The organism is Actinomadura sp. K4S16, assembly GCF_008327685.1.
Lineage (GTDB): Bacteria > Actinomycetota > Actinomycetes > Streptosporangiales > Streptosporangiaceae > Spirillospora.
Window position 1 is genome coordinate 340856 of record NZ_BDDE01000015.1, and the last position, 23098, is coordinate 363953.

The following is a 23098-nucleotide window of genomic DNA, read 5'->3' on the forward strand; positions in this document are numbered from 1 at the left end:
GCTCAGGTGATCGCGCCGGCCAGCGCCCCGGCCAGCGCGATCACCACCAGCTCCAGGGCCAGCAGCTTGACCAGCGCGCCGGGCACGAGCCGGCACGCGTAGCACTGCTCGACGAAGATCTTGAGCTGGTCGGCCGGGCGCAGGCGCGGCGCGGAGTGCCGGGACGGGACGCCGCGCAGCGCCTGCGGCGGGGGCGGCTGCTCCTCCACCGGGCGCACCAGGACGCTGTTGACCGCCCGCGTCGGCACGACCATCCGGTCCCAGTGCAGCGCGTCCAGCGGCAGCGGGCCGCCGTGCCCGTCGAGCTGGAAGATGGGGCCGCACAGGGTGATGAAGGACAGGTCGGGCCCGCGCGCCGCCGATTCCTCGCCGAGGAGTCCGCGAAAGGTCTCTCCGCTGTTCAACGTGATTTCGAGTTCGACGTCGCGGTCGGCGTAATCGGCGCGCGGGCCGGTTGCCGGACGGGCCGCGGCGGGCAGCGGCCCGGGAAGATTCTCCAGGCGCGCGAGAACTGCCGCTGCCAGCGAGGAAAGCGTCAGGGAAATCGCGAGGAAACAGCACACCGCCCAGGCCGCGGCAAGGGTCGGGACCGCGCCGCCGCCCTCGTCCAGGAGGAGGCGGGGGCTCGGCACGGCGGACTGCCCCAGCACGCCCAGCAGGATCGACGTCACCGTCGTGACCACCACCCCGGCGACCACCGCGCGGGACAGCCGCGGCAGCGCGTCTCCGGGTCGGGCCCGTTCCCGGCGGCCGCGCACCAGATCGAAATGCAGGCCCGGCACCGCCGCCAATGCCAGCAGCGCGACAGGCACGGCAATAGAGCCTTCGGTCATGGTCACCCCTGCCCTGAGTCGGGGGTCATGAGGTACAGATCCTGTCAGTTGGACCGGGGATTCTCAATATCGAGACACCTGACTCCCGGTCCAATTGCCGTTCCATTTCCCGGAGCCGTTCGGAAAGGCCTTCGCCGCGCACCGGCCCCGGGTCGAGGTGGACCGGTCGAACCCCGCCGCGCCCGCGGTGCGTACCTCCTGGCGAGCCGGGGACCACGCCCGGCACCGGAGTGCGACGAGGGTGACGTCGAGTGGAATCGGGCTTGCGGCTGACGGAGCGCTACCGCCTCGTGGAGCGCCTCGACGACGGCGGGGCGATGGAGGTTTGGCGCGGCTGGGACGAACTCCTGGGACGTCCCGTCGCGGTGAAGGTCCTGGCGCCCGCGCGCACCGGCCCGAACCGGGCCTTCCGGCGCGGCGTGAACCGCGCCGCCGCGCTGTCCCACGCCGCGCTGGAGACGGTCTACGACAGCGACCAGACCCGCGACGCGTCCGGTCGGCTCGCGTCCTTCGTCGTGACCGAGTTCCTGGTCGGCGAGACCCTCGCCGACCGGCTGCGGCGCGGGCCGCTCCCGGCGCCCGAGGCGGCCGCCGTCTGCGGCCAGATCGCGGGCGCCCTGGAGGTCGCGCACGCCGCGGGCGTGACGCACGGCGATCTGCGGCCGGAGAAGGTCATGCTCGTCCACGGCGATGCCGGGGCCGACGTGAAAGTGGTCGACACCGGCATCGGCGCCGTCGTCCGCGGCGCCCGCACGCGCGAGGGCGCGGAGGACGCGGACGGCTTCCCCGCCGCCGCGAGGGCCGCCGACGTGCGCGCGCTCGGCGCCGTCATCGCCGCCTGCGTCGCGCCCGGGGCGCCCGAGGACCTGTCCGCGCTCGCCGCCCGCTGCATGGGCCGGGACGCCCCGTCCGCCGCCGAGGTCGCCGCTCTCCTCGGCCGCGACGAGGAGCCGTCGAACGCCGTCTTCACCGTCTCCCGCACGGCTTTGCCAAGCGACGACCGCACCAGGGCCCTGCCCCCGCCTCCCCCACCGCCTCCGCCGGCCCGCCGCGGAGGCGCCCGCCTCGCCGCGTTCGCCCTCGTGGCGGCCATTCCGGTCACGGCCGCCGCCGCGGTCGTGCTGTCGGCGCCGCGCTCCCCGGTCGCCGTCGCGCCCCCGGCGCGGACGAGCACCGCCCCCTCGGCCGAGGCCCCGGCACCCACGGTGCGCACGCCGCAAACGCCGCCGCCGGAGGGCGGCCCCCGCGTCACCGACGCGCTGGGACGGCTGCGTCCCATCGTCAGCCGCGGCTACGCCTCCGGGAAGATCCGCTCCGACGTCGCGATCGACCTCAACAACGTCATCACGAACCTGGAGAACGACCTCACCGCCGACCGCGACGTCGACGTGGGCGGCCGCATCGCCGAACTGCACGACAAGATCGTCACCCGGCTGCGGGAGCGCGGCCTGTCCCCCGAGCTCGCGGACGAACTGAACCGCGTCCTCGCCACCGTGCAAGCTTGACTTCCTCTCCCGCCTGAAGGCGGAGGATTCCAGCGGTCGCCCGCCGGGTTTCCTGCTTCGCCGACGAGTGCCCCGTCCGGGAGGAGTCCCGTTGAGGTCTTACACCGTCTCCACAGGCCGACACCGCCAGCCCGGCGGCCAGGATGTTGCGCGCCGCGTTCACGTCGCGGTCATGCACCGCGCCGCACTCGCACGTCCATTCGCGGACGTCCAGCGGCAGCTTGGCGCGGACGGTTCCGCAGGTTCCGCACAGCTTGGAGGAAGGGAACCAGCGGTCGACCACGACCAGCTCGCGCCCGTACCAGGCGCACTTGTACTCCAGCATCGACCGCAGTTCCCGCCACGCGGCATCGGAGATGGCGCGTGCGAGCCCGCGGTTCTTGAGCAGGTTGCCGACGGCGAGGTCTTCGATCACGACCGTTTGGTTCTCACGGACGAGACGGGTCGACAGCTTGTGCAGCACGTCGCGGCGCCGGTCGGCGATCCGCGCGTGGACGCGGGCGACCTTGCGGCGGGCTTTGTCCCTGTTCGCCGAACCGGGGGCCTTGCGGGCCAGGTTCCGCTGCGCCTTGGCCAGGCGGCCGTGGTCACGGCGCTCGTGCCGGGGATTGTCGACCTTCTCCCCGGACGACAGCACCACCAGGGAAGTGATCCCGGCGTCCACCCCGACCACTGCCTCCGTGGCGGGGGCCGCAGAGATGGTGTCCTGGCACAGCAGGGACACGAACCAGCGGCCCGCGCTGTCGCGGGAAACGGTCACCGTAGTCGGCTCCGCACCCTGGGGCAGCGGACGCGACCAGCGGATGGCCAGAGGCTCGGCCATCTTCGCCAGCGTCAGCCTCCCCTCGCGCCAGGTGAAGGCGCTGCGGGTGTACTCGGCCGAGCAACGCGACCGCTTGCGCGACTTGAACCGCGGATACCTGGCGCGCTTGGCGAAGAAGTTGCCGAACGCCGTCTGAAGGTGCCGCAGCGCCTGCTGGAGCGGGACGCACGACACCTCGGCAAGGAAGGCCAGTTCCGGAGTCTTCTTCCACTGCGTCAGCAAGGCCGAGGACTGCGCGTAGGAGACGCGGCGCTGCTCGTCGTACCAGGCTCGAGTGCGCTCCTCCAGCGCCTTGTTGTACACCAGCCGCACGCAGCCGAACGTGCGCGACAGCTCCGCCGCCTGCTCGCTCGTGGGGTAGAAGCGGTACTTGAACGCCCGCCTGACCTGCCGCGCCATGACCTACGTTCTAGCAGCCTCGGTGCGCGCCAACCCGGTGGACGGCAAAACACCCTGGCTTCCCCGACCTGCCCCGCAAGAGCCCGTTTCCTCACCGGCCCGAATGCCGGGGTATCCACGCAGGAGAACCGATGACGGGCGAGCGGGAGAACGCGAAGTGGCGGCGCGAGGACCTGCCCCGCGCCCCGTCCTCCGTCCGCTTCCCCTGGCTCGCGCTGGCCGGTGTCGCCGCCACGATCGTGGCGGCGACCGTGCTCGTCCTCGGCATCGGCGACACCGTCTCCAGCCGGGACGGCTCCGCGGACCGGCTGCTCCCGCTCCAGGCGGCCTCCCCGCCCGCGACGTCCCCGCCGGAGACGACCGGCTCGCAGACGCCCTGGCCGCCCCCCGCCGAGCCGCCCCCGCCGACGACGCCGCCCGAGACGGCCCCGCCCCGCGGAATGAGCGTCGACGGCGCCCTGATGAGGCTGCGCCGCGCCGTGGACGAGGGCGTGGCCGCGGGAGAGGTCCGCGACGACGTGGGCGTAGACCTCGGCAACGTGATCGAGGGGATCCTCGATCGCCGGGCCCGGAGCCTGGACCGCCTACGCGCGGACGTCGCCGGCCTCCGCCACAAGATCGCCACCCGCACCCGCGAGGGCACGATCACCGGCGGCCGCGCCGAGCAGTTCCGCCTGATCCTCGACAACGCGGCCGTCTGACCACCCGGCCGCTCCCCCGCCCCGCCACCGACCGAGCTGATCGGCCTCTCCCGACCCTCCATGTCCGTTCACGGACGAGGGCTTGACGGCGACATATCGTTTATCGTTACTATCGAAAAACGATATGCCCCCCTCAAGGAGACGCGCATGGCCCCGAAGACGCTCTGGACGCGATTCGACAGCCGCGTCCTGGAACTGGCCATCGGCCTCGGCCTGCTGCTGGTCGGGCTGTTCCAGGTCCTCTTCCCGATCCTCGGCGTGACCGGCCCCTTCCCGCCGATCGACACCCGCGACGTCCGCCTCGACACCACCGCGCAGGTGCCGCACCTCGCGTCCGGCGGAGCGGCCCTGCGCGGCACCCACCACGCCGAGCTGGCGGTCAGCGACCCCGGCTTGTGGGACCGGGTGCTGCTCGCCGCCCCCGAGGTCGCCCGGGGCGTGCTGATCATCGTGATCCTGTCGCTCCTGATGCGGATGGCCGCGACGTTCCGTTCCGGGGACGTGTTCGTCCCGGCGAACATCCGGCGGCTCTTCACGATCTCCACCGCCGTCCTGCTGCTCGGCACCGCCGCCCCCGCCCTCGACATGATCACGATGAACGCGCTGGTCGGCGGCACCCCGATCGAGCCCGCGATCGAGATCGGCTTCACCGTCCAGGCCTCGACCGTCCTGCTGGCCATCCTCATCGCCGCGCTGGCCGGGGCGTTCGGGCACGGCGCCCGGCTGCGCGAGGACACCGAGGGCCTGGTCTGATGCCGCCCGAGGACCCCCACCAGATCACCGTCCACCTGGACGCCGTCCTGGCCGAACGCGGCATCACCCTCGTCGAGCTGGCCGAACGCGTCGGCGTAACGCCCGTCAACCTCTCCATCCTGAAGAACGGCCGCGCCAAGGCCATCCGCTTCACCACCCTCAGCGCCCTCTGCCGCGAGCTGGGCTGCCAACCCGGCGACATCCTCTCCTTCACCGAAGACAAAGCCCCTTGACGGAACGCAACCGCCGAGGGCGACAGGTCCGAGCCCACGAGCACCAGATCGCCGAGTGAGCCGCCAGGCGAACAAGGCGATGCACGAACCGCACCGTCCGCACGGTCGGCCACCGTCGGACGCGACAACCCCAGCCGCCACAGCAACCACCCGACAACCTCCACCGTCGCGATTGCGAGCGAAGCCAGGTTCGAGCCTGCGAGAACCTGATCGCCGAGTGAGCCGCCAGGCGAGCCGAGGCGATGCAGCAATCGCACGTGTTTTTTGGGCGGTCGGCGCCCCCCGGGCGCCGACCGCCCAAAAAACACAATAAATACAGCAGGCACCTCTCCGGATGAGGTGCCTGCTGTGCGGGGTACGGACGAACCGGGCCTCGCGGTCCGGGTCAAGGCTTCGCCCGTTTCCCGTGTCAAGGAGGGGTTTCAGGCGCGGGCGATCACTTCCGTTTCTGGCTCGGGGACGGGACTGGACGGCCGGGGCCGGCGCGGTGTCATGCCAAGGGCGGTGATCGCGGCGATCACCATGAACGCGCCGACCATCAGCCAAGCGTGGACGTAGGCGGTGTGGAGGCCGGGGTAGCCGTGCGGGGTGCCGAGGACCGCGACGGCGAGGCTGACGCCGAGGACGGCGCCGATCTGGCGGCTCATGTTCACCACGGCGCTGCCGGTGGCGTAGCGGTGGGACGGCAGCTCGACCGCGGCGGCGGACAGGATGGTGGGCAGGGCCAGGCCGACGCCCGTCCCGCCGACGAGCCAGCCCGGCAGCATCTCCGACGCGTAGGCCGGCGCGGGGCCGAGGCTCATCGCGATCAGGACGACGCCGAAGGCGCAGAGCATGCACCCGACGGCGGTGATCAGCCCGACCGGGACGCGCGCGGCCGCGAGGCGTCCGGCGATGAGCGCCATGACGGGGACCATCAGCGGGCCGGGCGCGACGGCGAGCCCGGTGCGGATGGGCGAGTAGTGCCAGACCTGCTGCATCCACAGGACGCCGAGCAGCAGGTTGGCGGCGAACGCGACGGTGAACAGCAGCACCGCGGCGTTGGACCAGAAGAAGGTGCGGACGGCGAGGAGCGCGGGCTCGATCACCGGTGCGGGGTGGCGCAGGGAGCGCAGCCAGAACCAGGTGAGCGCGAGCAGCGCGGCGGCGACCACGACGGTGGTCCGCTCGCCCGGCCAGTCGTTGATCTTGACGAGGCCGAGCGCCAGCAGCGCGATCGCCGCGGTGGCCACGGCCGTGCCGGCCAGGTCGGGGACGCGGGCGGTGGCGCCCTCGCGCGAGTCGGGGACGAGCCGGGCCGCGAGCAGCACCGCCGCGATCCCGATGGGGACGTTGACCTCGAACACCCAGCGCCAGGAGGCGTCGACGAGGACGCCGCCGACGGCGGGCCCGGCCGCGGCGGCGATCGCCGAGGCCGCCGACCAGATCCGCACCGCGCCGCCGCGCCGCTCCGCCGGGAACGCCGACAGCAGCAGGCCGAGGCTGGTGGGGATGAGCGCCGCGGCGCCCGCGGCCTGGACGACGCGGAAGGCGACGAGCCACCACAGCGAGGGGGCCGCGGCGCACGCCTGGGAGGCGAGGGTGAAGACGGTGAGGCCGAGGACGAGGCCCGCCTTGCGGCCGTAGCGGTCGGCGAGCCTGCCGAGCGGCACGAGCAGCGCGGCGAAGGCGATCGCGTACCCGTTGAGCACCCACGACAGGTCGGCCATCGACTCCCCGGCGAAGTCGCGGCCGATGTCGGTGAACGCCACGTTGACGATGAACAGGTCGAGGCCCGCCATGAAGGAGGCGACGGAGAGCACCGCGAGCACCGGCCCCCTGCGGACCCGGCCCGCGCCGCGCACCTGACTTTGTTCCACCATAGTCAGGGAGGCTAGCGAGCCCCCTGACTTTGGTCAAGCAAAGTCAGCAGGTTTATAGTGGAACGGTGACAATCACACTGGAAGGGCACTTCGCCGACCGCGAGACCTGGTCGATGCAGAACTGCCCGGTCGCGAGGACGCTCGCCGCGCTCGGCCCGCCGTCGGCGGTGCTGGTGCTCAGCGAGGCCTTCTTCGGGACCAACCGATTCGGCGACTTCGTGCGCAACCTCGGCATGACGGAGTCGGCCGTCACCGCCCGGCTGCGCCATCTCGTCGACGCCGGCCTGCTCACCAGGGAGCCCTACCAGGAGCCGGGGCAGCGCACGCGCTACGAGTACCACCTGACGAAGATGGGCCTGGACCTCGCGCCCACCCTCGTCAGCCTCATGGAATGGGGCGAGACCTACCTTCCCCACGAGGAGGGGCGCCAGGTCATGCTGACGCACGCCCGCTGCGACGAGCGCGTGACGGCGCAGGTCAGATGCGCCGACGGCCACGACGTGGCGGTGGACGAGATCGTCATGGGGCCGCCGAGCACGGCGGACGACGAGCCCGGCGGAACCGGGGGCTGACCGGCGGCGGGCCGGTCCCGCGACGGGCCGGCGGTCAGGGATGCCGGGTGCCGCCGGCGAGCCGCAGGGCGTGCTCGACCAGCGACACGAGCACCTGCTTCGCCGACACCGTCCGGCGCGCGTCGCACAGCAGGACGGGGACGTGGGGGTCGATGTCCAGCGCCGACCGGATCTCGGGCGGCTCGTAGCGGTCGGCGTCGTCGAAGCAGTTGACGGCGACGATGAACGGCGTGCCCTTGCGCTCGAAGTAGTCGATCGAGGCGAAGCTCGCCATCAGCCGCCGCGTGTCGGCGAGCACGACCGCGCCGAGCGCGCCGCGCGACAGCTCGTTCCACATGAACCAGAACCGCTCCTGGCCGGGCGTGCCGAACAGGTAGATGGCGACGCCGTCGCGCAGCGTGATGCGGCCGAAGTCCATCGCCACGGTCGTGGTGGTCTTGGCGGCCACGCCGTCGAGGTCGTCGACGCCGACGCTCACGTCCGTCAGCGCCTCCTCGGTGCGCAGCGGCCGGATCTCGCTGACCGCGCCGACCAGCGTCGTCTTCCCGACGCCGAACCCTCCGGCGACCAGGATCTTCAGTGCGACGCGCGGGCCGTCCGCCCGTTCGTCGGGCTCGTCCGGGGCCGCCGCGGCGGGGGGCGGGGCGTCAGAGCGCGCGGAGTTCATCGAGCACCCTCCTGAGCAGGTTCGGGTCGTTGTGCGGCTGGATGGCGGTCGCCTGGCCGAACGGCCCGGACGGCGACGGCGCCGGGGACCATCGCTGGACTTCCAGGAGGCCGGAGTCGATCAGGTCGCCGGCCAGCACCCGGATCACCCCGAACGGCAGGTTCAGGTCCGAGGCGAGGTCGGCGAGGGCGTGCGGGCGCCGGCACAGCGCCAGCAGCCCGCGCTGCTGGCGGGAGAGCCGGCCGGGCTCGGGCGGCGGCCGCCCGGTCGCGACGAGGATCGCCACGATGTCGAGCGGCTCGCCGCTCGGCCGGGTGCGGCCGCGCGTCACCGCGTAGGGGCGGACGATCGGCCCGGCGGCGGCGTCGAGCCACCGTTCCCGGCCGGGACCCCGGGGAGCACCGGGCCCGCTACTGGGGTCCATGGCGGGTCACCTGGGTCCGGTCCCGGGCGCGCCCTGCCTGAGTCCGGTGGACAGCTGCCGGTGGACCCGCTTGACCAGCATCGTCATCTCGTAGGCGACGAGTCCCGCGTTGGCGCCGACCTCGCTCAGCAGGGCGAGGCAGCTGTTGGCGCCGGCGGGCACGACGAAGAACAGGCCCTTGTCCATCTCGACGAGCGTCTGCCGGATCTCGCCGGAGTCCAGTTGCGGCCGCGCCCCGACGGCGAGGCTGTGGAACCCGGCGGCGAGGGCCGCGAGGTACTCGGAGTCCTCGCGGCCGACGCCCCGCGACATGCCCATGACGAGCCCGTCCCTGGACAGCACGACCACCTTCCGGATCTGCGGGACCCGGTCGACCAGGTCGTCGAGGAGGAAGTTGAGCTCGGCGGCGACTCCCTGATGGGTCATGATCTTCCTTCCGTGCCGTCCATGGGTCCGTCCGGCGCCTCGTCCTCGTCCCGGCCGCGCAGCCAGCCCGCCTGCAGGGACGCGAACAGGTCGCGGGACGCCTCCGCCGACCGTTCCTCCCAGGCGGCGATCGCGTCACCGGTGGCCGCGGACTCTTCTCCGTACGGGCCGGTCTCCTCGTAGGGGTTCGTCTCCTCGTAGACGGCGGCGTCGCGCAGTTGGGGCGCCAGGCTCCCGCCGCGCACCCGGCGCGGCAGCGGGGCCCGCCCGCCGGCCGTCTGCGCCTCCCCGAACGGCGCCCCGCCGAACGGAGGCTCCCCGAACCCGGGGTCGCCGAACGACGCGGGCGCTCCGTACCGGCCCGCCGCTCCCCCGTACGTCCCGCCGCCGTAGGCGGGAGCCTGGGGGCGAGCGGCCTGGAACGGCCGCGCGGCCTCGGTCTGCGGCGGCGCCCCCCGCGACGGCGGCGGACCGTGCGACGGTGGGGTCCCGAACGACGTCGGGGTCTGGTCACCGTCGCCGAACCCCACCGCCGCGTTCTGGTCCGGCCTCTCCTCGCTCGTCCATTCGGGGAGGGACACCGGCGTCTCTGACGGCGCTCCTTCGCCGACCGGCCCCGTCTCGTGGGGCGCCGTGCCATTGGGCACAGCACCGTTGGGCAGTGCGCCGTTGGGCAGGGTGTGGTTGGGCGCCGTGTCCGTGGAGGCCGTGTCGGTCGGCGCGAGGTCCTGGACGGAGGCCGTGTCGTACACGGGCGCGTTGAGCGTCGCGGTGGACGCCGGGGGCGGGGGCCACGGCCGCAGCGACCCGTTCACCGGCGCCGCGCCCCGCTGCTGGGCGGGCCCGGCCTGGACGGCGCCGTCCTCGTCCTCGGGCTGGTCGACGTCCACGATCAGTTGGCGCGGGATCAGCACGACCGCGCTGACGCCTCCGTACAGGGACGGCTGCAAGGCGACCCTGATGCCGTGCCGGCCGGCGAGCCGGGCGACGACGAACAGCCCGAGCCGGTCGGTGACGGCCAGGTCGAACTCGGGCGGCCGCGACAGCCGCAGGTTCAGCGCGTCCAGCTCGGACTGGTCGAGCCCGATGCCGCGGTCGATGATGTCGACGGCGAACCCGTTGGCGCCCATCTCGCCGCGGACGAGCACCTCGGTGGGCGCGGGCGAGAACACCGTGGCGTTCTCGATCAGCTCGGCGAGCAGGTGGATGATGTCGGCGACGGCCTCGCCGATCACCGCGGCCTGCCCGGACACCACGACGATCTCGACCCGCGTGTAGTCCTCGACCTCGGCGACCGCGGCGCGCAGCACGTCCTCGACGTGCACCGGCCGGCTCCAGCCCCGCCCCGGGGACGTCCCGGACAGGATGACCAGGCCCTCGGCGTGCCGGCGCATGCGGGTGGTGAGGTGGTCGAGGCGGAACAGGTCCTCCAGCACCTTGGGGTCGGACGCGTCGCGCTCCATCTCGTCCAGCATCCGCAGCTGGCGGTGCAGCAGCGACTGGCTGCGCCACGCGACGTTGAGGAAGACGCGGCTGATGCCCTGCCGCAGGTAGGACTCCCGGACGGCGGTCTCGATCGCGGTGTGCTGCACCTTCGTGAAGGCGTCGCCGACGCGCGCGACCTCCCGGGTCTTGCCGATGACGAGCGGCGGGGCCTCGGCGTCCACGTCCACCTCCTCGCCGCGCCGCAGCCGGGCGACGACGCCGGGCAGCCGGTCCTCGGCGAGCTTCAGCGCGGCGCGCTGGAGCCCCCGCAGCTCGCGCGACAGGCTGCGCGCCGCGAGCAGCGACAGCACGATCGAGGCGATGACCGCGAGCAGTCCGAACCCGCCCGCCAGGACGAGCCGCATGACGATCCGCTCACCGATCGGCTTGGCCATCTCGTTGAGCGCGAGGCTCGCCTCGGTGACCTTCTGCGCCCACGCCTGCGACAGCAGCTGCGAGGTGGCCTGCCAGTCCGCGGCCTCGGACGGCAGCCGGTCGCCGCGGGCGTTCACGATCGCGTCCTCGGCCGCCCGGTACCGCTGGAACTCCGGGGACGCGGCGAGCCGGCCCAGCGGCCCGCGGATCTGCTCGTTCAGGTCGGCGAGCCCGGCGTCGAACTCGCGCCGGCCCTCCGCGGCCCACTGGACGAACGCGGTGTGCTCGGCGGGGGTGAGCCGGCCGCCCCGCGCCATCGCGGCGGTGACGAGCGAGTCCTCCCGCAGCATGTAGGCGCGGGCGTTGCCGATGCCGATCAGCGCGCGCCCCTGGGTGAAGATCGCGACGTCGTTGACCGTCACCAGGCCGTCGAAGACCTTGATGACCTGGTCCAGCAGGACGCTGTAGGAGTTGATGACCTCCAGCGGCTGGACCCGGCCGGAGTCGACCTTGGCGCGCAGCTGCGGCAGCCGGTCCAGCGCCCGGACCGCCTCGGCGAGCCGCTTCTTGGTCTCTGGGCGGGCCGCGTCCCGCGCGTCGGGCGACAGCGCGGTGGAGCGGAACGCCTTGTCGACGGCGCTCACCCGGGCGCGCTGCCCGCCTAACTTCTGCCGGTCGGCGGGGTCGCGCGTGCTGAGCGCGACTACGCTGAGGGACCGCTCCGCCTGGAGCTGGTTCACCAGGTAGATGCCGGGAAGGCCGACCTTCTCGTACGTCGTCGAGAAGTCGTACTTGTCGAACGCGTCGCCGAGCGTGATGTTCGCGGCGAACGCCCACAGGGCGATGAGCGACACCAGCGGGACCAGCAGCAGCGCCGTGATCCGCAGCCGGATGGGGCGCCTGCGCCGGGGCCTGCGGCCGGCCGCGTCGTCGCGGGGTTTGGTGCGGGACATCGAGATCACTACCTCAAGCCGGGGACGGGCCGCGCCTGCCGGCCCTTGTGTCGGGGGTGCCCACGTGTCGGGGGTGCCCGTGTGTCGGGTGTTCGGTCAGGGCCGCGCCTCGTCCAGCGCCGCGCGGGCGACCAGGCCGCGCAGCCGACTGGTGATCATGGCGACCGCCTGGGCGTGCCCGCGCAGGGCCTTCTCCCGCGTGGTGTACTGCCCGATGTCCGCGTGCATCGCGTGGTCGGACACGATCGTCTGCCACAGCAGCGGCCTCCCGTTCGCCGCGAGTCCGAGGTCGATCACGGTGAACCAGGTCGAGACGACCACGACGACGGCGCCGACGCGGATGACGTCCTGCGCGAGCAGGCGCCCCCGCACGTCGAGCAGCAGCCGCTGGGCCTCCTCGGCCGTGGCGCGCCGCCCGTCCTCCCGGTAGTAGTCCGGGGGGCGGCGGGGATCGGCGGGCCGCCGGCCGGCCGGCTCGTCCTGCCGGGGCCGGTGGTCGCCGGGCCTCTCGGCGGGCCCTCGGCCGACGGCCCCCTGCCCGAAGGCCCCCTGCTCGAAGGGGCTCCGGTCGACGGGCCGCCGGTCGGCGGGCCCGGGGTCGACGGGCCTCTGGTCGGGCCGGCGGTCGGCGGGCCACCGGTCAGCGGGCCCCTGGCCGCCGGGCCCCTTGTCAGCGGGCCCGTTGCCGGCGGGCATGGCGTTAGCAGGCATGGCACTTCCCATCGCCGTACCGGGGTGCGCGGGAGATGCTCAGCGGCCGGGGTGCTCGTCCCGCGGCCAGGCGCGCACCTCGCACCAGACCGCCTTGCCGGAGGCGGTGTGGTCGGTGCCGTGCCCGTCGGCCATGACCGCGACGAGGAACCAGCCGCGGCCCGTCTCCTCCATGAGGTCGACCGGCCGCGCCGTCGGGACGGCGGCGCTCTGGTCGTGTACCTCGATGCGGAGCCGGGTACCGGCGCGCAGCAGCCGCAGGGACAGCGCGGAGCCGGGGACCGGCGCATGCCGGACGGCGTTGGTGACCAGCTCGGACACGAGGACCTCGGCGTCGTCGGCGATGTGCCCGATGCCGGACGCGGTGCTGACGGACCGGCTGAACCGCCGGGCCCTCGGCACCGACTCCCGCTCGGCGGGCAGCGCCAGCTCGCCCAGCAGGACCGCCGGGGGCTCGTCCAGGGCCCGCAGCCCGTCCGGCAGGGTGCCGTTCGGCAGCGTGCCGTTCGGTGGGGCGCCGTTCGGTGGCGCGGCCTGCGACGCGGTGGTGGTCAGGTGGCTCGGGAGTGGGGTGCTAGGGAGTTCGATGGTGTGGTGGTCGCCCGACATGATGAACGCCTCCTTGACTAAGGCGTGCCGCCCTGTTCCAGCCCGGCCGGGGTGCGAGGCTGAGATGGGCTCGGGGGGTTGGTGCCGGTGCCGCCGCCGTCCGGGCGGACGGCGGCACGGCGTGCGAGGGACGCGGCCGGCTCATGGCGGGCCGCTCCCCTCGGACTGGGTGCCCGCCCGGGCGCGCAGCAGCCGGGCGGTGCTGGTGAACCACTCGTAGTTCTCCTGCTCGAAGCGGCGTCCGCGCAGGCACGTGAGGTAGGGCCCGAGGGGGGACCCGGTGCGCAGGAACTCCTCCTCGTCGAGGTCGCCGCGCAGGTGCTTGAGGGTCCGTTCGAAGACCTCGACCTTGGCCGCCGAGGCCACCGCCCGGTCCTCCAGCTGCGCGATGACGGAGTCGGCGGAGAGGTGGTCCACCGCCTGGACCATGACGAGCAGGTTCTCGCGGATGATCCCCGGCTTGGCGGGGGTCACGGCGAACCGTTCGAGCTCGTCGACGCCGGCCTGGGTGACGGTGTACACGCGCTTGTTGGGCCGGTCGTGCTGGATGATCTGCCGCCCGCTGATCAGACCTTCCGTCTCCAACCTCGACAGCTCCGAGTAGAGCTGCTGCGGTACGGCATGCCAGAAGTTGGAGACCGACAAATCGAAGATCTTGGCCAGCTGGTAGCCGCTGTACTCGCCGTCGAGCAGCGCCGCCAGCACCGCGTGACGCAACGCCATCGGCCTTCTCTCCCCGCCTTGACTCAGGGTGATGCCCGACGTTATCAGACAACGACATGATTAGTCATCATTTTGACTAGGATTGGTCAGCGCCAATTTGGACGATCTTCGAATGGGACGCCCGAAGCGCACGAAAAGGGCGCACGGCGGCGCGCCGAGCGCCGGGCCCGGCGCTCACGCGCGCGCTCCGCCGAGGCCGGCGACGCCCGGTTCGAGGGCGCCGGCGAGCTCGCTGATCTGCCCGTTCAGGAACGCCTCGCGGGTCAGCCGGCGCTGCATCTTGCCGCTGGTCGTCCGCCTGACCGAGCCCCGCGCCGCCAGCACGACGCTGACGGAGGGCAGCTCGAAGGCGCGGGCGACCCGGGTCTTGATGACCGCCGCGACCTCCTCCAGGGGCGTCCCGGCCGCGGCGCGGGTGCTGATCTCCTGGACGATGACGACCTGCTCCCGGCTCGCGTCGACCTCCCGGCCCGTGTCGGCGGGGTCGCCGACGTCGGCGTCGATGGCGGCGTCGATCGCGAAGGCGGCGCCGTGCAGCGCCGCCGGATGGGCCGCCCGCGCCACCTCCTCGATGTCGTGCGCGTGGATGTTGCGGCCGTTGACGATGATCAGATCCTTGATCCGCCCGGTGACGTAGAGCTCCCCGTCGGCGACGAAGCCGAGATCGCCCGTCCGCAGGAACGGGCCCTCGTCCGCGGCCGTGCGCGCGCGGAAGACCGCCTCGGTCTGCTCGGGGCTTTCCCAGTAGCCGCGGGCGACGCTGCCGCCGCGCACCCAGATCTCGCCCACGCGCCGCTCCGGCCGCTCTTCGCGGGTCTCGGGGTCGACGACGCGGACGTCGAGGGTGACGGGCCGCCCGCTGCTGACGAGCCGCCTGACGCCGCCGCGGCCCGCGCCGTTCGAGGAGGCGGAGCCCTCCGGAACCTCGCCCGCGGGGGCCGCTTCGCTCGCGGGGACGGCCTCGTTGCGTGCGAGGGCGCCTGCGTCGAAGTCGCGGACGACGGGGCCGCCGCCGAGGGGCGCGCCGGTGATGAGCAGGGTCGTCTCGGCCATCCCGTAGCAGGGCATCCACATCGAGGGCTTGAACCCGACCGGGGCGAAGCGCTCGGCGATCGCCTCCAGCGTCGCGGCCCGGACGGGCTCGGCGCCGTTCTTCACGACGGTCAGCGACGACAGGTCCAGGCCCTCCAGCTGCCGGTCGGTGACGCGGCGCAGCACCAGCTCGTACCCGAAGTTCGGCGCCACGGTGATCGTCCCCCGGTGCCGGGTGATCAGCTCCAGCCACAGCACGGGCCGCTTGATGAAGGTGATCGGCGAGGTGAACACGTACCGGCAGCCGAGGTAGAGCGGCTCGATGAACTGCCCGACCAGGCCCATGTCGTGGTAGTGCGGCACCCAGCCGACGCCGACGGTCGCGGACGACCCCTCGATGCGGCGCTTGATCTCCTCGCCGTTGGCCAGCAGGTTGCCGTGGGTGACCATGACGCCCTTCGGCGCGCTGGTCGACCCGGAGGTGTACTGGAGGAAGGCGAGGGTGTCCGGGCCGCACTCCGGCGGGGCCCAGTCGCCGGGATCGGTGTCCTTGCCCGCCTGGGTGTCCAGGCAGTGGACGCGCCCCTTCAGCCCGGCGGCCGACAGCCACGCGTCGAGGGTGGCGCGGTGGGCGGTGTCGGTGAGGATGAGCGCGACGTCGGCGTCCTCGATGATCCGGCGGGTGCGGCCGAACCTCCCCGCGTCCAGGTCCGGGAGCGGGGCCGGGACGGCGACGACGCGCGCGTACAGGCAGCCGAGGAACGCCGTCAGGAACTCCAGCCCTTCCGGATAGAGCAATAAGACGGCCCGGTCGCGCAGGCCGCGCGCCTCCAGGCGGCAGCCGAGCGCGCGGGCCTTCCGGTCGAGTTCGGCGAAACCGAGCACGTTCTCCTTGTACTTCCGTCCCGGTTCCTCGCTGATGAAGGTGAAGGAGCGGGCGTCGCCGTGCGTCCGGACGTTCTGCCGGACGAGCGACACGAAATCCGCGTGTCCCGTGGTCTCCGGTGCCCCGGCCATGGGTGTCACTCGTCCCCGGCCGAGGGGAGCAGGGAGGAGGACGGCGGGACGAGGGAGAGCAGGGAGAACCAGCGCCGCTCGCCCGTGGCGGCGAACATCGCCTCCTCCAGTGCGGGGAGGAGGTCCTCGGACAGGACGGTGTCGGGTTGCGCCCGCTGGAGCAGCCGTTGCAGGCACAGGACGAGCCACTGGCCGTCCTCGAAGGCCCCGCCGAACGCGCTCCGGTTGTGCAGCCAGGTGAGCATGCACGAGGTCATCGCGTGCAGTTCGCAGTACCTCTTGGCCCGCGTCAGCGCCGCCACCGACGAGGTGTCGCCCTCGTTCGCGCGGATGCCCTCCTCGATCCTGGCGCGCAGCGCGCCGATGGCCGAGACCAGGTCCTTCAGCTCGGCCGCGACGCCGGGCGCGGCGTGCGCGTTCGCCGCCGCCAGCATCTCCTCGGAGATCTCCTCGAACCGCTGGCCGACCTCGTCGCGGCCCTCGTTGGTGAGCTGGAGCAGGCGGCCGTCGGGGTCCCAGGGGGGCGGCGTCCGCGTCCAGCGGAACAGGTCGGCGAGCAGCTCGTCCTCGCGACCCGTCTCCGCCGGCGGGTCGATCAGGAAGGGCAGCTGGCCGGCGACGTTGGCGAGGTTCACGTGCGTGGTGCCCTCGAAGATGCTCGCGATCGCGTGGTCGCGCTGGAGCTTCTGGAACACCCCGTGCGCCACGCCCTCGCGCAGGTAGCCGCGCGCGGCGAGCACGGTCCCGATGCTGGCCACGACCTCCTCGCCGAGGACGGGCACGAAGTACTTCGCGATCGACGACCACAGGCTGAGCCGGCCGGGCGCGACCGTCAGGCAGCGCGCCACCGGGATCGCCACGCACTCGGCGATCAGCAGGTCCAGGTGCGCCTTGACCAGGTGGTCGCGGATGACCGGGATCTTGTAGATGTCCGAGCCGTACAGGGTGCGCTGCCGCGCGTACTCCATCCCGATGCGCACCACGGCGTCCATCGTCCCGACCGACAGCGCGGCGATCGCGGTCCGCGTGATCTGGAGGGTCTTCAGCGTCTGGACGAGCCCGGAGCCGCGCCGCCCGATCACCCGCTCGGCGGGCAGCCGCGCCCCGGAGAACGCGACCCCGGACAGGTCGTGGCCGCGCAGCCCGACCGTCCGGACGGGCGGCAGCGACGACCAGGCGGCCGGGTCCAGCTCCCGCTTGTCGACCAGGATGAGGGAGAAGTCGCGCGGGCCGGTCCTGGCATAGGTGGTGACGAACCGTCCGCGGGTGGCGTTGCCGACCGGCCACTTCACACCGGTCAGGACCAGCTCGTCCCCCTGGATCTCGGCCTCCGACTCCGACGCCATCACGTCGCTGCCGTGGTCGGCCTCCGAGACGCCGAAGCAGGCCAGGTCGCCGCGCAGCACGCCGTCCGCGACGGTCCTGCGCTGCCAGTCGTCGCCCCACAGCCACACCGGGTTCACCGCCAGGAGCCCGGAACCGTACATGACCGCGACGGTGACGCTGCGGCGGGAGATGCCGCGGGTGACGAAGAACAGCTCCTCAAGGGTCGTCAGGCGCCCGCCCAGCCCGATCGGCACCAAGTACTTGGGAAAACCCCATGCCCGGACGGCGTCGACCGCACCGGGCGGAAGCTCGTCGCGCTCCTCCGCCTCCACGATGGCCTTGTAGGAGAACGGTCCGGCCTCGTCGTCCATCGGGTCGCCGAGGTAGCCGTCCAGATCGGCTGCGATCCGGTGCGCGGGGGCCAGCCGCTCGCGCGGCGGCCTCTCGCGTGCGGCCCCCTCGGGGCCGGGGTTCCCGGGTCCGCGGTCGTCAGGTCCAGAGTTCTCGGGTGCGGAGTTCTCGGGTGCGGAGTTCCCGGGTGCGGGGGTCTCGGGGGCCGGGTTCTCGGCATGGCCCGGGTGGACGGAATGCGCGGGGTGGGCGGGGTTCTCGGCGTGGGCCCCGTGCGCGGAGTGGGCGGGGCGGGCGGAGTGCACGGGGTGTGCGGGGACCTTGCTATCCATTTTTCTCTTCGACTCCCTTGTGCGGGTCGCGCCTCCCGGGGCGAGGGCGCGACTCCTGTGCGGGTCGGCTCCCTATGGCTGCGCGGTATCGCCGGACGGGCCCCCCGCGTCGTCGGCGTTCATCGGATCCTCCATGCGCCTCCCGACCACCCGGGCGAGCGTCATCGCCGCGGGCAGCGGGCGGACCATGACGGTCAGACCGGTCACGAGCCCGGTCTCGCCGTACCTGAGCAGGTCCAGTCCCTGGACGGCCTTGCCCAGCACCTTCGCGCTGAAGACCAGCGCGTGCGCCGGCGGGCCCGCGCCGTTCGCCCCGCCGGAGGGGACCCCCACCAGCTCGTCGGTGTAGTGGAAGTCCTCGAAGACGTCCAGCAGGACGCCGAGCAGCGCGGCGACGGTGTCGCGGCCCACGTAGGGCTTCACCATCACCGGGCTGCGGAACTCGATGGCCGGGTCCAGCGCACCGATGATCGCGGCGAGGTCCTTGGCCTCCACCGCCGATCGGAACGTTCCGGGCACCGTCATCTCGGCTGCTCCCTTCGCTTGCCGTGCGGTCAGTCGGCCGTCCTTGGCGGGACGGCGCCGGCGGGGGGCGTGTCCGGTGCGGGGTCGCCGAGCGCGGCGGCGGGAGCGGTGCGGGGCACGGCGGCGCTGGCGAGGTCCCGCGCCCAGACCCGGTAGCCCGCGGCCGACGGGTGGAAGCCGTCGGACGCGAACAGCCGCCGGTCGCGGGCCATCGCCTCGTCCATGGGAGCGTGGACGGCGCCGCCCGCCGCGGCCGCGTCCCGCATGACGCGGTCCATCGCGCGCGCCCGCGCGCCGAGGACGGAGCGCAGCGGGCGCGGGAGGGCGGGGAACCGGTGCACCGGCGGCATGCCGGCGACGAGCACCGTCGCGTCCGGGAACCGTCCGCGCAGCAGGGCGACGAGCTCGGTCACGTCCGCCGCCCAGCGGCGCAGGGAGCGCCGCCGGATCAGGTCGTTGATGCCCGTGGTGACGACCACGAGGTCCGGCGGCGACCCGTTCGCGGGCGGGACGAGCCCGCCGATGATGCGCCGGGCCGTCGCGCCGTTCTCGCCGGAGACCGACCAGGACACGCTGCGCCGCAGCCGCTCGCCCAGTTCCTCCGCCAGGAAGCCGGGCAGCGCCTCCGCGTGCCGGGACGCGCCGACGCCCACGGCGGTGGACTCGCCGATCACCACGACCCGGAAGGCGGGGCCCCGCCGGGGATCGGCGCCGGCGACGAAGCCCCTCTCGTCCCCGGTCGCCGGGGCGAGCCGCGGTGTCCGCCGCACCGTCCGCCATGCCTGCACGGCCAGCACGGGAGCGAGCAGCGGCAGCAGCGGCGAACGCAGCGCGCGGGCGGCGGAATATTCTCTTTTCATCAGTCTCCCAGACTGCTTGATCGGCCCCCGGAACTCATTTCACCCGCTCGCCGAGCAGGCTTGCCGCGATCTGCGCCATCACCTCCGCGACATAGGCGTGCCCTTCCGGGTTCAGATGGATTCCGTCGGCGCTCCACATCGCCGGATCGGCGACTCTCGCCACCGTTTCCCGCTCGGGGAACGCCATTCCGAACTCGCGCGACACCCGGTCGAGTTCGGCGTTGAAGTCGTGAATGCGTTGTACGGTGCGTTTCTTTCGGAACTGCGATATCGGGCTGATGTCCAGCAGCGGCGGCCGCGGCACCGGGATGGCGAGGGCGACCGCGCCGCGCCCGCGGGCCCAGCCGAACAGCTCCGCCAGCCGGCGGGCCGCGGCCTCCGGCTCGAAGCCGCGCAGCGCGTCGTTCATGCCGCAGCCGAGCACGACCAGCCGCGGCCGCAACTCCCGCACGCCGGGCAGCTGGTCGCGGACCACGTCCTCGACCGTCGCGCCCGGATCGGAGGCGTTGAGCATCTCCTCGCGGGGAATCCCCAGGTGACGGGCCAGTCGTCCGGCCCAGCCGAGCCAACCGCCGGCCGGATCCGGATCGTCCTGGCCCTCGGCCACGCTGTCGCCGAGCACCACCATGGCGGGCATGGCGGGCCCGGCGGCGCCGGCCTCGGGCCGGCCGGCCATCACGTGACGAGGTCGAGCAGGTAGTCGGTGAGGTCGGCCACCGTCTCCCGGCGCCGCGCCTCGGCCACGTCGACCTCGACCTGGAGGTGGTCCTCGATGTCGCTGATGATGCTGATCGCGTACACCGAGTCGACCCCGTAGCGGGCGAGTTCCACCCCGGGATCGATGTTTTCCACAGGCCTGTCGAGGTAGAAGGCGATCTTGTCAAGAAGCCACGATTGCAGCTCGTCGTGGGAAATTGTTTCCGATCGGGTCACCGCCACTCCTCCTTTGTCAGAGGATCATCGAATCAATCGCGATTGGTAACGGAAGACGAGCAACACGCAAGATACAACCAAATGGTGGGCGTGTCTCGATCCGGCTGTGAACGATCGGACACGAAGGTGTCTCCGTCCTGTAAACCGAGTCAGTGGTACGGTAAAAACGGCGAGAAGTTACCGATCAGTAACCACTTCCGATTAGGGCCCAGCGCGGGCCGGGCGGGCACGCCCTCACCCCGCGCCCCACCGATACGTCCACCCCCGCGGGCCCCCCGGCGGCACGCGACCTGCGCCGTTCCCCAACCGGCTCGGCCCCGGGGCGCCGCTCCGCCGACCGCACCCCGGGCACGTTCCATGAGAATTTCGGACAACCCTTCGACCGGGTGCCGCGCGGCCCCGCGGCGCCGGTCTTACCAAGAGGCAAGGTTCATCTGTCCAACCGGCAGGAGCCATCAGTCGGTCAGGACACGCTTACAGGGCCGTCCAGGCACGACACGACGGGGTTGGGCTCGCGCGCCTCCGCGAGCCGGGCGAGGACCGCCCGCGCGTGCCGCGACCGCCACCGGTACACCGCGAGCCGGTGGAATCTTACGAGTTGCCCGGCCGGAGGACGGGCCCCCTCCGTCAGCGCGTAGCCGTGGCGGCGCAGCCGCGACGCGAGAACGTACTGGACGAAGTCCGCCTCCCAGCCCTCCAGGCGGTCGCGCCAGGCCCCGACCCGGCGGGCGTTGACCTCCTCGTGCGTGCGCAGGTGCCACTTCCGCGTGGACGGCACCGTCTGCCGGGCGTGCCGGTGCGCCGTCCTCATCCCGGGGTCGTACTCCTCGCCGAGGAACTCGCAGAGCCGCGTCAGGGCGTCCTCAGGGTCGGCGACCAGGTCCTCGTAGCGGAACTCGTAGAACGTGGCGGGGCCGAGGCGGGCGCGCAGGCGCATGCCGGTGTCGACCGCCTCCCGCCATGTCAGCGCGGCGGTGTGGATGTCGCCGTGGAACCACGGCATCCGCATCAGGGAGCTCACCGCGTCCCGTCCGTCCCTGACGAGATGGATGAACTGGGCGTCGGGGAACATCCGCCGGAGCATCGGCACCCGGCGGAAGTAGCTCGGCCGCTTGTCCCCCCAGCGCGGCTTGCCGTGCCGGCGGGCGTAGGCGCGGAACACGGCCGCGATCGCCGAGCCGAGCGTCGGCGGCCCCTGCACGATCTCCTCGACCACGGCGGCGGCGTCCAGCCGCAGGACCTTGAACTTGGTGCCCTCGCCGCTGGTGATCCACTCGGCCAGCGCGCGCCGGTTCTCCGGCCGCTCCAGGTCGCCGAACCGGTGCCGGGCCTCGTAGGCGGTGTGCACGAACCGCGTCTCGGACGGGAACGCGATGCGCCGGTGCGAGTGGAGCATCTGCTGGAGCAGCGTCGTCCCCGACCTCGGGCACCCGAGGACGAAGACCGGCCGGCACGATTCCCCTGTCATGGCCAGCGGGTACCCGCGCCCCCCGCGAAGAACGCCCAAGCGGATCTCAACATCACGTGAAAAGCGCAGGCCTGCGGGCCGGTGGGCCGGTCGGTCCCCAATTGTCGGCCATGTAATGCCAACAAGCGGTTTCTTGGTCTCCGCATAGGGCGCGGGATATGCGCCGCCGGACGGAGTCGAAGCCGCCGGAGTGGTTCACCGCCCGGCGGCTTCGACCTCGTCCGGCGGCGCCCCGCCCTTTTCCGGCCCTGGCGTTTCCGGTGTTGCGCCGCGAGGTGGGGCGGTGGCCGCCGGGACGTCCAGGCCCGCCAGGAAAGCGGCGGCGGCCGGGGACGGGCCCAGGCGGCTCCAGATCATGTGCTCCACCCGGGTGGGCGGGTCGCGGAGTTCGATGACGTGCAGGCCGGCGACCCCGGTGACGTAGGCGGCGGGCAGCATGCCGACGCCCAGGCCGAGCCGGACCAGCCGCACCACGAGGTCCGGGGTCGTCACCTCGAAGGCGACGTCCCGGACGACCCCGGCGGCGGCGAAAGCCTCGTCGGACTGCGCGCGCCCGGCCGTCCCGGCGGAGAAGTCGACGAACACCTCGTCCGAGAGCCCCCGCAGGTCGACGTCCGCCGCCGCGGCCAGCGGGTGCCCGGGGGCGACCACCGCGACCAGTTCACCGCGGGCCAGGACGCGGCCGTGGACGCCTTTCGGCTGCGCGCTGCGCGGCAGCCCGAGGAACGCCACGTCCAGCGTGCCCTGCCGCACCCGCTCGGCCATCTCCGCGCTCCCGCCCAGGCGCAGCGTGATCCGCACCTGCGGATGGCGGACGTGGAAGTCCTTCAGCGCGTTCGGCAGGTCCACCGCCGTCACGGTGGGGATCGCGCCGATGGCGAGCCGGCCGCGGATCTCGCCGGACACCGCCGCGACCTCGGCGCGGGCCCGGTCCGCGGCGTCGAGGGCCTGCCGGGCGGCGAGGAGGAAGGCCTCCCCCGCCGGGGTCAGCCGCACCCGGCGGCTCGTCCGGTCGAAGAGGCGGGTGCCGAGCTCGCGTTCCAGCCGGGCGATCTGGTGGCTCAGCGCCGACTGGACGACCCGGCACCGCTCGGCCGCGCGGGTGAAGTTCGCCGTCTCGGCCACCGCGACCACGTAGCGCATCTGCTGGAGCTCCATCGATCCATCGTGAATCACGATCAATCAGATGACAAACATGTG

Annotated in this window: 23 protein-coding genes; 5 read left to right on the forward strand and 18 right to left on the reverse strand. The window is 73.0% G+C overall.

Annotated features, from left to right (window positions below):
- Positions 1–2 precede the first annotated feature (2 nt).
- Positions 3–833 carry a DUF6338 family protein gene (locus K4S16_RS22705; protein ID WP_149261007.1) on the reverse strand — a complete coding sequence of 277 codons (831 nt, stop codon included), beginning with the start codon at positions 831–833 and terminating at the stop codon, positions 3–5.
- Between the two features lie 251 nt (positions 834–1084).
- Between K4S16_RS22705 and K4S16_RS22710 the strand changes: the two genes are divergently transcribed.
- The gene (locus K4S16_RS22710; protein ID WP_149261008.1) at positions 1085–2338 is read left to right on the forward strand and encodes a protein kinase; all 1254 of its coding nucleotides are present in this window, start codon (positions 1085–1087) and stop codon (positions 2336–2338) included.
- On the opposite strand, the gene K4S16_RS22715 is transcribed toward K4S16_RS22710, so the two are convergent.
- Positions 2259–3560: a transposase gene (locus K4S16_RS22715; RefSeq protein WP_235036993.1), complete on the reverse strand. Its 1302-nt coding sequence runs from the start codon at positions 3558–3560 to the stop codon at positions 2259–2261. The two genes, K4S16_RS22710 and K4S16_RS22715, sit on opposite strands and share 80 nt — an antisense overlap.
- A 131-nt stretch (positions 3561–3691) precedes the next feature.
- Here K4S16_RS22715 and K4S16_RS22720 point away from each other — a divergent pair, with 131 nt between their 5' ends.
- The 3 genes from K4S16_RS22720 to K4S16_RS22730 all read left to right on the forward strand — a co-directional run bounded on the left by K4S16_RS22720 (position 3692) and on the right by K4S16_RS22730 (position 5247).
- Positions 3692–4261 carry a hypothetical protein gene (locus tag K4S16_RS22720; RefSeq protein WP_149261009.1) on the forward strand — a complete coding sequence of 190 codons (570 nt, stop codon included), beginning with the start codon at positions 3692–3694 and terminating at the stop codon, positions 4259–4261.
- A gap of 147 nt (positions 4262–4408) precedes the next feature.
- A complete protein-coding gene (locus tag K4S16_RS22725; RefSeq protein WP_149261010.1) occupies positions 4409–5014 on the forward strand; it encodes a DUF2975 domain-containing protein in 606 nt (201 codons plus the stop codon).
- On the forward strand, positions 5014–5247 hold the full coding sequence (locus K4S16_RS22730; protein ID WP_149261011.1) for a helix-turn-helix transcriptional regulator: 234 nt from the start codon (positions 5014–5016) through the stop codon (positions 5245–5247). The genes K4S16_RS22725 and K4S16_RS22730 overlap by 1 nt, the downstream gene beginning before the upstream one ends.
- Before the next feature lie 422 nt (positions 5248–5669).
- Here K4S16_RS22730 and K4S16_RS22735 read toward each other — a convergent pair whose 3' ends face one another.
- Positions 5670–7109 carry an MFS transporter gene (locus tag K4S16_RS22735; RefSeq protein ID WP_149261012.1) on the reverse strand — a complete coding sequence of 480 codons (1440 nt, stop codon included), beginning with the start codon at positions 7107–7109 and terminating at the stop codon, positions 5670–5672.
- A gap of 65 nt (positions 7110–7174) precedes the next feature.
- Between K4S16_RS22735 and K4S16_RS22740 the strand changes: the two genes are divergently transcribed.
- Entirely contained in the window at positions 7175–7681 is a 507-nt protein-coding gene (locus K4S16_RS22740) for a helix-turn-helix domain-containing protein (RefSeq protein ID WP_200842039.1), read from the forward strand.
- A 34-nt stretch (positions 7682–7715) separates the two neighbouring features.
- Here K4S16_RS22740 and K4S16_RS22745 read toward each other — a convergent pair whose 3' ends face one another.
- From K4S16_RS22745 to K4S16_RS22815, 15 genes are all read right to left on the reverse strand, one after another.
- Complete coding sequence (locus K4S16_RS22745; protein WP_149261013.1) at positions 7716–8348, reverse strand: ATP/GTP-binding protein; 633 nt, start codon at positions 8346–8348, stop codon at positions 7716–7718.
- Positions 8329–8772 carry a DUF742 domain-containing protein gene (locus K4S16_RS22750; protein WP_149261014.1) on the reverse strand — a complete coding sequence of 148 codons (444 nt, stop codon included), beginning with the start codon at positions 8770–8772 and terminating at the stop codon, positions 8329–8331. Before K4S16_RS22750 ends, K4S16_RS22745 begins: the two co-directional genes overlap by 20 nt.
- Positions 8773–8778: 6 nt before the next feature.
- Entirely contained in the window at positions 8779–9198 is a 420-nt protein-coding gene (locus tag K4S16_RS22755; RefSeq protein ID WP_149261015.1) for a roadblock/LC7 domain-containing protein, read from the reverse strand.
- Positions 9195–12011, reverse strand: a complete 2817-nt coding sequence (locus K4S16_RS22760) for a nitrate- and nitrite sensing domain-containing protein (RefSeq protein WP_149261016.1) — start codon at positions 12009–12011, stop codon at positions 9195–9197. The genes K4S16_RS22755 and K4S16_RS22760 overlap by 4 nt, the downstream gene beginning before the upstream one ends.
- 96 nt (positions 12012–12107) lie before the next feature.
- Positions 12108–12722, reverse strand: a complete 615-nt coding sequence (locus tag K4S16_RS22765) for a hypothetical protein (RefSeq protein ID WP_149261017.1) — start codon at positions 12720–12722, stop codon at positions 12108–12110.
- Between the two features lie 39 nt (positions 12723–12761).
- Complete coding sequence (locus tag K4S16_RS22770) at positions 12762–13331, reverse strand: ATP-binding protein (RefSeq protein ID WP_149261018.1); 570 nt, start codon at positions 13329–13331, stop codon at positions 12762–12764.
- A 141-nt stretch (positions 13332–13472) separates the two neighbouring features.
- Positions 13473–14054 (reverse strand): PadR family transcriptional regulator, encoded by a 582-nt coding sequence (locus K4S16_RS22775; RefSeq protein WP_149261019.1) that lies wholly within the window; start codon positions 14052–14054, stop codon positions 13473–13475.
- Positions 14055–14228: 174 nt separating this feature from the next.
- Positions 14229–16103 carry a fatty acyl-AMP ligase gene (locus K4S16_RS22780; protein ID WP_149261020.1) on the reverse strand — a complete coding sequence of 625 codons (1875 nt, stop codon included), beginning with the start codon at positions 16101–16103 and terminating at the stop codon, positions 14229–14231.
- A gap of 5 nt (positions 16104–16108) precedes the next feature.
- Positions 16109–18112, reverse strand: a complete 2004-nt coding sequence (locus K4S16_RS22785; protein WP_200842040.1) for an acyl-CoA dehydrogenase family protein — start codon at positions 18110–18112, stop codon at positions 16109–16111.
- A 72-nt stretch (positions 18113–18184) separates the two neighbouring features.
- Positions 18185–18637: a nuclear transport factor 2 family protein gene (locus K4S16_RS22790; protein WP_149261021.1), complete on the reverse strand. Its 453-nt coding sequence runs from the start codon at positions 18635–18637 to the stop codon at positions 18185–18187.
- Between the two features lie 29 nt (positions 18638–18666).
- The gene (locus K4S16_RS22795; protein WP_149261022.1) at positions 18667–19497 is read right to left on the reverse strand and encodes an SGNH/GDSL hydrolase family protein; all 831 of its coding nucleotides are present in this window, start codon (positions 19495–19497) and stop codon (positions 18667–18669) included.
- Between the two features lie 34 nt (positions 19498–19531).
- On the reverse strand, positions 19532–20173 hold the full coding sequence (locus tag K4S16_RS22800) for an SGNH/GDSL hydrolase family protein (protein ID WP_149261023.1): 642 nt from the start codon (positions 20171–20173) through the stop codon (positions 19532–19534).
- Positions 20173–20430, reverse strand: coding sequence for an acyl carrier protein (locus K4S16_RS22805; protein ID WP_160160994.1), 258 nt, complete (start codon positions 20428–20430; stop codon positions 20173–20175). Before K4S16_RS22805 ends, K4S16_RS22800 begins: the two co-directional genes overlap by 1 nt.
- 463 nt (positions 20431–20893) lie before the next feature.
- The gene (locus K4S16_RS22810; protein WP_149261024.1) at positions 20894–21898 is read right to left on the reverse strand and encodes a sulfotransferase; all 1005 of its coding nucleotides are present in this window, start codon (positions 21896–21898) and stop codon (positions 20894–20896) included.
- A 195-nt stretch (positions 21899–22093) separates the two neighbouring features.
- Positions 22094–23056 (reverse strand): LysR family transcriptional regulator, encoded by a 963-nt coding sequence (locus tag K4S16_RS22815; protein ID WP_149261025.1) that lies wholly within the window; start codon positions 23054–23056, stop codon positions 22094–22096.
- Between the last annotated feature and the right edge of the window lie 42 nt (positions 23057–23098).